General features: G+C 66.9%; 7 protein-coding genes and 2 pseudogenes. 6 read left to right on the forward strand and 3 right to left on the reverse strand.

Features of this window, described 5'->3' with window-relative positions; all coding sequences use genetic code 11:
• Together VFH65_RS20050 and VFH65_RS20055 are read right to left on the reverse strand one after the other, a co-directional pair.
• Positions 1–586, reverse strand: a pseudogene (locus VFH65_RS20050) (nitrite/sulfite reductase); the annotation flags it as partial.
• A 120-nt stretch (positions 587–706) separates the two neighbouring features.
• Complete coding sequence (locus tag VFH65_RS20055; protein ID WP_353323797.1) at positions 707–913, reverse strand: Ms4527A family Cys-rich leader peptide; 207 nt, start codon at positions 911–913, stop codon at positions 707–709.
• Here VFH65_RS20055 and hemW point away from each other — a divergent pair.
• From hemW to VFH65_RS20085, 6 genes are all read left to right on the forward strand, one after another.
• Positions 895–2067 carry a radical SAM family heme chaperone HemW gene (gene hemW, locus VFH65_RS20060; RefSeq protein WP_353323798.1) on the forward strand — a complete coding sequence of 391 codons (1173 nt, stop codon included), beginning with the start codon at positions 895–897 and terminating at the stop codon, positions 2065–2067. The genes VFH65_RS20055 and hemW overlap by 19 nt on opposite strands.
• A gap of 148 nt (positions 2068–2215) precedes the next feature.
• On the forward strand, positions 2216–2758 hold the full coding sequence (locus tag VFH65_RS20065; RefSeq protein ID WP_353323799.1) for a sigma-70 family RNA polymerase sigma factor: 543 nt from the start codon (positions 2216–2218) through the stop codon (positions 2756–2758).
• The gene (locus VFH65_RS20070) at positions 2755–3462 is read left to right on the forward strand and encodes a hypothetical protein (protein WP_353323800.1); all 708 of its coding nucleotides are present in this window, start codon (positions 2755–2757) and stop codon (positions 3460–3462) included. Before VFH65_RS20065 ends, VFH65_RS20070 begins: the two co-directional genes overlap by 4 nt.
• A gap of 64 nt (positions 3463–3526) precedes the next feature.
• Positions 3527–5359, forward strand: coding sequence for an ABC transporter ATP-binding protein (locus VFH65_RS20075; protein WP_353323801.1), 1833 nt, complete (start codon positions 3527–3529; stop codon positions 5357–5359).
• Positions 5356–7095, forward strand: coding sequence for an ABC transporter ATP-binding protein (locus tag VFH65_RS20080; RefSeq protein ID WP_353323802.1), 1740 nt, complete (start codon positions 5356–5358; stop codon positions 7093–7095). The genes VFH65_RS20075 and VFH65_RS20080 overlap by 4 nt, the downstream gene beginning before the upstream one ends.
• 39 nt (positions 7096–7134) lie before the next feature.
• Positions 7135–8490: a salicylate synthase gene (locus VFH65_RS20085; protein WP_353323803.1), complete on the forward strand. Its 1356-nt coding sequence runs from the start codon at positions 7135–7137 to the stop codon at positions 8488–8490.
• A 68-nt stretch (positions 8491–8558) separates the two neighbouring features.
• On the opposite strand, the pseudogene VFH65_RS20090 reads toward VFH65_RS20085, so the two are convergent.
• A pseudogene (locus tag VFH65_RS20090) lies at positions 8559–8936 on the reverse strand (LLM class F420-dependent oxidoreductase); the annotation flags it as partial.

Below are 8936 nucleotides of genomic sequence, written 5' to 3' on the forward strand. Positions count from 1 at the left end.
GCACGATCTCGTCGATCGCGGGCGTGGCATCGAGGACCTCGTCGAGCGAGTCGCCGGCCAACGGCGAACCGAGCACCACGCGCGGGCAGTCGCCGCAGGCCTCGGTGGTCTGCAGGCCGACCGCGGCCAGGCGCTTCCAGATCTCCGGCATGTCCTCGATCTGGATCCAGTGGTACTGCACGTTCTCCCGGTCGGAGATGTCGGCGGTATCCCTGGCGAACTCCGTCGAGATCTCGCCAAGCGTGCGCAGCGCCGCCGTCGACAGGGCGCCGCCGTCGCAGCGGACGCGGAGCATGAAGTACTTGGCCTCGAGCACGTCGATGTTCTCGTCGCCGGTCCAGGTGCCGTCATAGCCCTGCTCACGCTGGGTGTAGAGGCCCCACCACCGCATCCGGCCGCGCAGATCCTGCTTGTCGATGCTGTCGAAGCCATTGACGGCGTAGATGTTCTCGATGCGGGCGCGCACGTTGAGCGGGTTGTCGTCCTTCTTGACCTGCTCGTTGGGATTGAGAGGCTCGCGATAGCCGAGCTTCCACTGGCCCTCGCCCCTGCGCTTGGGCGGTCGTTTCGTGGGGGTTTCCGTCATTGAGGTGTGGCTCCTTCGTGGGAGCCGGCGGTCGGACGCGCTGTTCACCGGTGGCTGTCCGGCGGCGCAGATCCGGCGGCCAGCTGAAAGTCGGGGTGGGCTGGGTCGTAGATCAGGCCATCAAGGCAGACAACAACAGGTACAAACGCGCTTGAAGTCGACGTGCCGCCGAGCCACCAACGCGACACGCTGGGGGAAGATGCGGGCGGCAATCACGTCGTCAATTGTGCCACGGAACCCGGACAGTGCCCTAACCGGGCGAGATTTGCGCTCAGCGTGAGCAAAACCCGCTCTGGGAGACTGGCTGTATGACGGTCCACGCGGCACCCGAAGAGCTGCCCGGCCTGGCGACCACGCCGGGTCGACCGTTTGGCATCTATATCCACGTGCCGTTCTGCGCTACCCGCTGCGGCTATTGCGACTTCAACACCTACACGCCCACCGAACTGGGCGGCGCGAACCCCGAGGGCTGGCTCGCCGCCCTGCGCACCGAGCTGGCATTGGCCGCCGACCGGCTGGGGTCACCGCTGGTCGACACCGTTTTCGTCGGCGGCGGAACCCCGACGCTGCTGGGCGGCACCGGCCTCGCAGGGGTGCTCGACGCACTGCGGGCGCACTTCACTCTCGCCGCGGACGCCGAGGTCACCACGGAGGCCAACCCCGAGTCGACATCGCCTCGCTTGTTCGGGGAACTGAGAACGGCCGGGTTCACCAGGATCTCGCTGGGCATGCAGTCCGTCGCCCCGCACGTGTTGGCGGTGCTCGACCGTGTGCATTCACCCGGCCGGGCGCTCGACGCCGCGCGGGAGGCCCGCGGCGCTGGGTTCGACCACGTCAACCTCGACCTGATCTACGGCACGCCGGGGGAGTCCGACGACGATCTGCGCCGCTCGGTGGACGCCGCGATCGATGCCGGCGTTGACCACGTGTCCGGTTACGCGCTGGTGGTGGAGGACGGCACCGCGCTGGCGCGCCGGGTGCGGCGTGGGGAGATCGCGGCCCCCGACGACGATGTGAACGCGCGTCGCTACGAACTGCTCGACGCGCGCCTGTCGGCGGCCGGCTTCGACTGGTACGAGGTGTCGAACTGGAGCCGGCCCGGCGGCGAGTGCCGACACAATATCGGTTACTGGAACGGCGGCGAGTGGTGGGGCGCGGGACCTGGGGCGCACGCCTATGTCGACGCGACCCGATGGTGGAATATCAAGCACCCCAACGCTTATGCGCAGGCGCTGGCCGACGGGCGGTTGCCGGTCGCCGATTTCGAGAGCCTCGATGCACCGACGATGCACACCGAAGACGTGATGCTGCGGATGCGGTTGCGTTCGGGTCTGCCAGTGCCGGTGTTGAGCGAGGCGGAGCGCCTGCGGGCCGAGACGGTGGTCGCCGACGGCCTGGTGGTGATGGAATCCGACCGGCTGGTACTCACCGACCGCGGCCGGTTACTGGCCGACGCGGTGGTGCGCACGCTGCTCGACTAGGCCCCGCCGAGCATCAGGTGGACGCGTGCACCAGTGAATTTCGCGTGACATAAGCCCATATTTGACGTCAGGCTGTTGAACGATTGTCTGTGGTGCTGCGTTGAGTTCAGCGAAGGGCGTCGGAAGAAGGATGTGCGGTGCATGAATCATGACTGAGCCGGGGCCACTGCCGGGTCGGCCCGGTGATGCTGAGCAGGCCGCGTTGCTACGTGGGATTCACGACGCCCACAGCGACTCGCTGTTGCGCTACGTGTTGCGGCTGACCCGAGGCGATATGCCGTTCGCAGAGGATGTGGTGCAGGAGTCGCTGCTGCGGCTGTGGCGCAAGCCCGACGTCTTGACGCAGCCGACGGACAACGTGCGCGCATGGCTGTTCACCGTGGCGCGCAACCTGGTGATCGACGACCGGCGCAGCGCCCGCTACACCCGCGAACTACAGACGGAGTACCTGCCGGACCGGCCGTCGCCGGACGCGATCGGGCCGGCTTTCGACAAGTGGATCCTGTCGGACGCATTGCTGTCGCTGAGCCCGGACCATCGCACCGCGATCGTGCGCGCCTACTATCTCGGCCAAACCGTCGCCGATATCGCGCAGCAGGAGGGGATCCCGGCAGGCACCGTCAAGTCCAGGCTTCATTACGCACTTCGTGCGTTGCGAATTGCGTTGCAGGAAAGGGGGGTTGTCCAGTGACTGACTTCAAGCCGAACAGCGACGACCTTGCCGAGTGGGATGCCGCCTATGTCCTCGGTGCGCTGAACCTCGAGGAACGGCGGATGTACGAAAGCTATCTGGCAGCCAACCCCGCACGCGCCACCGAGCTCACCGAACTCGCAGGCATGCCCGGCATTCTCAACGCGCTCAGCCGCGAGGAAGCGGTCGCGCTGACCGACCTGGGAGGCGCGGCGCCGGCCGAGGGCGGCAACGAGGTGGTGTCACTCGCGCAGGCGGCGGCCAAGCGGCAGCAGCGATCTCGGCGCACCTTCGTCACCGCTGCGGTCGCGTCGGCCGCCGCGCTGTTGATCGCGGGCGGTGTCGTGGGGGCGACGGTCTTCTCGCGAAGCACGGTGGCGGTGGAGACCGTGGCGATGCAGGAGATGCAGCCGACACCGCGTGGCGGTCTCACCGCGAAGCTCGCCGTGACCGAGAAAAAGTGGGGCACCGAGCTGAACTGGGCCTGCCAGTACACCAAGGACTGGTCGCGCAACGTCGACAGCTACGACATCGTCGTCACGACACACGACGGGGTGCAGACGGCGGTCGGATCGTGGAAGCCCGCCGGGGACGAGGCGTCGGGGCTGTCAGCAGCCACCAGCATTCCGGCGTCGCAGATTCGCACTGTCGACATCCGGGTGACCGGCAGCAACGAGCCGTTGGCGATCACCACACTGCGCTAGCTTCCACCTTCTGGCGCACACCCGCTAGGGTTAGGTAAACCTTACCTATACCGCTGGAGAGCTGATGACGGCTGTGCAGTCCGTGACCGAAGATGTCGAACCCGACTCGTCGGCATCGACGCCGCAAGGCGGCGGTAAGCGTGGTGCGCAATTCGACGCGCTAGCGCTTCAGCAGCTGCTTGCCCCGGTTCGGGGCCGCACGGCCAAGGCGAAGCGCATCCAGTGGATCGCGTCGGCGGCCACGGTCGTGCCGTTCGTCGGCATCGTGGAGCTGGGCCGGGAGTTGCTCGCAGACGGGCCGGTCAACGCGACGCGGGTATGGACGATCGTCGCCGTCGTGATCGGAGCGCTGTTTGTCCGCACCGTGGCAAGTGCTGCGGCGCTGACGATCACCCATTTCGCCGACGTCGACCTGCAGCGGTCGCTGCGCAGGCGCATCGTCGACACCCTTGGCCGGCTGCCGCTGGGCTGGTTCAACACCACATCGTCGGGTGAGGTGCGCAAGGCCGTCCAAAACGACGTCGGCGAATTGCATTACCTCGTCGCGCATTCGGCCGTGGAGAACGCCGGCGCACTCGCCACCCCGTTTTTCGGGTTGGTGTACTGCTTCTATCTCGACTGGCGGCTGGGGCTGCTCGCATTGGCCACCGTGCCGCTGTACATCGGCGTGTATGCCTGGCTGGGCCGCGGCGCGCGGGCGCAGATGGAGCGATTGAACCGTGGCGTCGAGCGGATCAGCGCCACCATCGTCGAGTTCATCGCGGGCGTGTCGGTGGTCAAGACCTTCGGTGAAGCCGGCAAGGCTCACAAGCGATTCGCCGACGCCGCAGACGAGTTCAACGACAGCTTCGCCAACTGGATGGGCCCTATGGTGCGCGTCAAGGCGGCGTCGTCGATTTTCATCGAGACACCCGTGCTGCTGCTTGCCAACCTGGCAGGCGGCTACTGGTTCGTCCGCAGCGGTTGGGTGACTCCCATCGATGTACTGGGCGCCACGCTGGTCGCCGTGACGATCCCCGCCGCGGTGCTGACCGTCGGGTACTCGACCCACATTCGCCAGCAGGCACAGGCCTCCGCGGGACGCCTGCAACGGCTTCTGCAGACGAAGGCGTTGCCGGTCGTCCTCAATCCACAAGTACCGCAGGGAAACTCGGTCGAGTTCGACTCGGTGAGCTTCTCCTACGACGGTGAGAACTCAGTGCTGCACGACGTCTCACTCACCCTGAAGCCGGGCACAATCACGGCATTGGTCGGACCCTCCGGCAGCGGAAAGTCCACCTTGGCGACACTGGTGCCGCGGTTCCATGACGTCGCCGGTGGTGCGGTGCGCGTCGGCGGGGCTGACGTTCGCGAGATCGACCCCGCCGTCCTGTACCGGCACGTCGGGTTCGTCCTGCAGGATGTGCAGTTGCTCGGCATCAGCGTCGCCGACAACATCCGGCTCGGCCGCCCCGACGCCACCAACGAAGATCTGTATGCGGCGGCAGAGGCGGCCAACATTCACGAGCGGATCCTCGAGCTGCCCCAGGGATATGACTCCGTGGTCGGTGACGATGCGCACTTCTCCGGCGGCGAGGCGCAACGGGTCAGCATCGCTCGGGCGTTGCTTGCCGACACGCCGATCCTCGTCCTCGACGAGGCGACGGCGTTCGCCGACCCGGATTCCGAAGCGCAGATCCAGGCCGCCTTGTCGCGGCTCATCGACGGCCGCACCGTGCTGGTCATCGCACACCGGCTCGGATCGATCGTCGGTGCCCACAACATCGTCGTGCTCAACCGGGGGCGCATCACCGAACAAGGTCGTCACGACGAACTCCTCGAACGAGGCGGTCAATACGCGCAGATGTGGCAGAGCTACACCGCCGGCCACGCCAAGGAGTGGGAGGTGGCCCGATGATCCGGGGATTCCTGCGGATTCTGGGTCCGCAACGTGGACGGATGTACAGCTACCTGGCGTGGGTCTCGGCCTACGGCGTCCTGCACGGCGTCGCGATGACGCTGCTGGTACCCATCTCGGTGGCGCTGTTCGACAGGGACTTCACCACCACCGGGCGGTGGCTGGGCGTGCTGGCCGTCGTCGTGGTCGTGGGCGCTGTGGCCCACTATGTGCAGGCGACACTTGCGATCCGGATGGCGCTGACCACCATGCGGCTGCTGCATCACCGACTCGGCGATCACATGGTGACGCTGCCGCTGGGCTGGTTCAACCGCGAGACCGTTGGCAAGGTGTCCCAGATCGCCGTCAAGGGAACGGTTTTCGTCGGGACCAGCGGAGGCAATCTGGTGACGCCGGTGGTGCTCAACACCACCAGCGCGGCAACCGTCGTCGTTGGCCTGTTCATCTTCGACTGGCGTATCGGCATGGTGGCGCTGGTCGGGGGAGTGCTGCTGGTGGCGTGCGGGCGGTTTGCGTCACGCCTGATCGCCGGGGCCGAGAGCCGCACCCATGACGCCGCCACCGCGGTCAACACCCGGGTGATCGAATTCGCCAGGTGCCAGCCGGTACTGCGGGCATTCGGCCGAACGGGCACCGACTACCAACCGCTTGGCGAGGCGCTCGAGACGCAACATCGGGCTGGCCGCCGTGCCCTGTGGCAGTCGGTCGCCGGGCTGATTCTCAACGGTGTTGCGGTACAAGCGGTTTTCTCGGTGCTCATCGCGACCGGAGCGTGGATCGCGGTGGACGGCGACATGAACCCGATCACCCTGGTCGCCATCCTCGGGCTGGCGGCGCGGTTTGCCTCACCGTTGGCGGCGCTGGCCGAATACGGCTCCGCGATGCGGCTGGCGGCCACCGAGTTGCGGCGCATCACGTCGATCCTGGAAACGCCGTCACTACCCGAGCCCGAGGTTTCGCAGCCGGTCGCGGCACCGGGCAGGGTGGAGTTCGACCACGTCGCGTTCAGCTATCCGGGGCGTAAAGTCCTGTCGGACATCAGTTTTGCCGCTGAGCCTATGACGATGACCGCGCTCGTCGGGCCGTCGGGCTCGGGCAAGACCACCATCACCCGCTTGATCGCCCGCTTCTACGACGTCGACTCCGGTGTGGTCCGCGTGGGTGGCGTCGACGTGCGCGACCAGTTGACGGCCGAGCTGATGGCCCAGGTGTCGCTGGTATTCCAGGACGTCTACCTGTTCGACGACACGTTGTGGGGCAACATCCGCGTCGGACGGCCCGACGCCACCGACGAAGAGATCGTCGAGGCAGCCCGCACCGCCGGTCTGCTGTCGGTGGTGGACCGGCTGCCGAATGGGTGGCAGACCCGGGTGGGTGAGGGCGGCTCGGCGCTGTCCGGCGGTGAACGCCAACGGGTCTCGATCGCACGGGCGCTCCTCAAGAACGCGCCCATCGTCTTGTTCGACGAGGCCACCAGCGCACTGGACCCCGAGAACGAGCACCACATCGCGGAGTCGATCCGCACGCTTGGGCAACGCAGCACCGTCATCGTGATCGCGCACAAGCTGTCGACGGTGACCGCCGCCGACAACATCGTCGTGCTTTCGGCGGAGGGCACCGTGCAGGACAGCGGCACCCACGCCGAGCTGATGGCTCGTGGTGGCCAATACGCCGAGTTCTGGGCGCAGCGCGTCTCGGCGACGGGCTGGACGATGACGACCGTCACACCGACGTAGGACGCCGCCGCTATGTAGGTTAGGCTAAATTTACTTACTGTGCCGAAGGTCAGTGTCGAGACAAGCTCAGAAGATGCCGCGTCGCTTTCCGTGACTTTGCCGCCGGGGGTCACGCCCGCCGATCTGGTCGCCGAATTGGCCAGCGCGCTGCCGGAGCGAACCGGCGATGAATACCTGGTCTACGAGCATGACGGCGAATGGACGCTGGCTACCGGCGTATGCGCGACCGTCGAGCTCGACTCCGATGAACTGCGCGTCATCCGGGACGGCGTGGTGCAGCGCCAAGGCTGGTCTGGTCGCCCGGGTGCGGTCCTCGGTGAGGCGGTCGACCGGCTGTTGTTGGAGACGAATCGGGTGTTCGGGTGGGTGGCGTTCGAGTTCGGCGCGTACCGGTTCGGGTTGCAACAGCGCCTGCAGCCGGGCACTCCGCTGGCTCGGATCTTTTGGCCCCGCACGCAATTCGTCGTCACCGGCGCAGAGATTCGGCTGATCGGCGCCGACGACGGTCACATGGAGGTGCTCCAGCGGCTGCTGAGCGCCGGCGTGCCGGCGACATCTCCTGCCAGCCCTGTCGACGTCCGCAATGACGTCGCGGGGTACCGCGGTCGTGTTGCGACGGCCATCGAGGAGATCGTCGGCGGGCGCTACCAGAAAGTGATTTTGTCGCGGCGGGTGGATGTTCCGTTCGACGTGGATTTCCCGGCGACCTACCGGCTGGGCCGTCAGCACAACACGCCTGCCCGGTCGTTCTTGTTGCGCCTCGGGGGGATTCGCGCGCTGGGCTACAGCCCGGAGTTGGTTGCCGCCGTCGGCGAGGACGGCGTGGTGGTGACCGAGCCGCTGGCGGGCACGCGGGCGCTCGGCCGTGGAGTCGATCACGACCGTGCCGCACGCGACGATCTCGAATCCGACTCGAAAGAGATTGTTGAGCACGCTATTTCGGTGCGCAGCTCGTTGAAGGAGATCTCCGAGGTGGCAGAACCCGGCACGGCGGTGGTCACCGATTTCATGAGTGTGCGTGAGCGGGGCAGCGTCCAGCACCTTGGCTCGACGGTGGGCGCCCGTCTGCATGCCTCGATGGACCGGATGGACGCGCTGGAGGCGTTGTTCCCGGCGGTGACGGCTTCTGGCATCCCGAAAGCGGAAAGTGTCGACGCGATCCTGCGCCTCGACGAGTGCCCGCGCGGGCTCTATTCCGGTGCGGTGGCGGTGTTTTCAGCAGACGGTGCCATGGACGCCGCTTTGGCGCTGCGCTCGGCATACGAGCGGGATGGGCAGACGTGGCTGCGGGCGGGCGCGGGGATCATCGCGGCTTCCACGCCGGATCGCGAGTTCGAGGAGACCTGCGAGAAGCTGACGACGCTCGCGCCGTACCTGGTGGCACGACAGCGCTAGCTCTGCGTACAGGGCGCAAAAGTGCGAGAGACGAACGCCCTCCGCGCAGAATCAACGACGATCGGGCGCTAATTAAGCGCGGCGGCGAGGCGGCGCCACTGGTCGCGCGGAAACTCTGCTGGGTCGGCCGTGAGCGCCTGAATGCAGATGTGGTCGGCGCCCGCGGCGCGGTGCTCATTCACCCTCGTCAGGATGGCGTCCTCATCGCCCCACGCGATGATCGCGTCGAGGAGTCGGTCGCTGACCGTTGCCAGGTCGTCTTCGGTGAAGCCGGAGCGCAGCAGGTTGTTGGCGTAGTTCGGTAGGGCGAGATAGTTTCTGAGCCAACTGGTTCCGATGGAGCGGGCTTCGTCGCGATTGTCGGTCAGCAGAACGGTCTGCTCGGGCAGCAGCAGGGGCCCGGCGCCGAGTGTTTCACGCGCTTGACGCGTGTGGTCGGGCGTGAC

It is taken from the genome of Mycobacterium sp. (assembly GCF_035697385.1).
In the GTDB taxonomy this organism is placed as follows: Bacteria; Actinomycetota; Actinomycetes; order Mycobacteriales; family Mycobacteriaceae; genus Mycobacterium.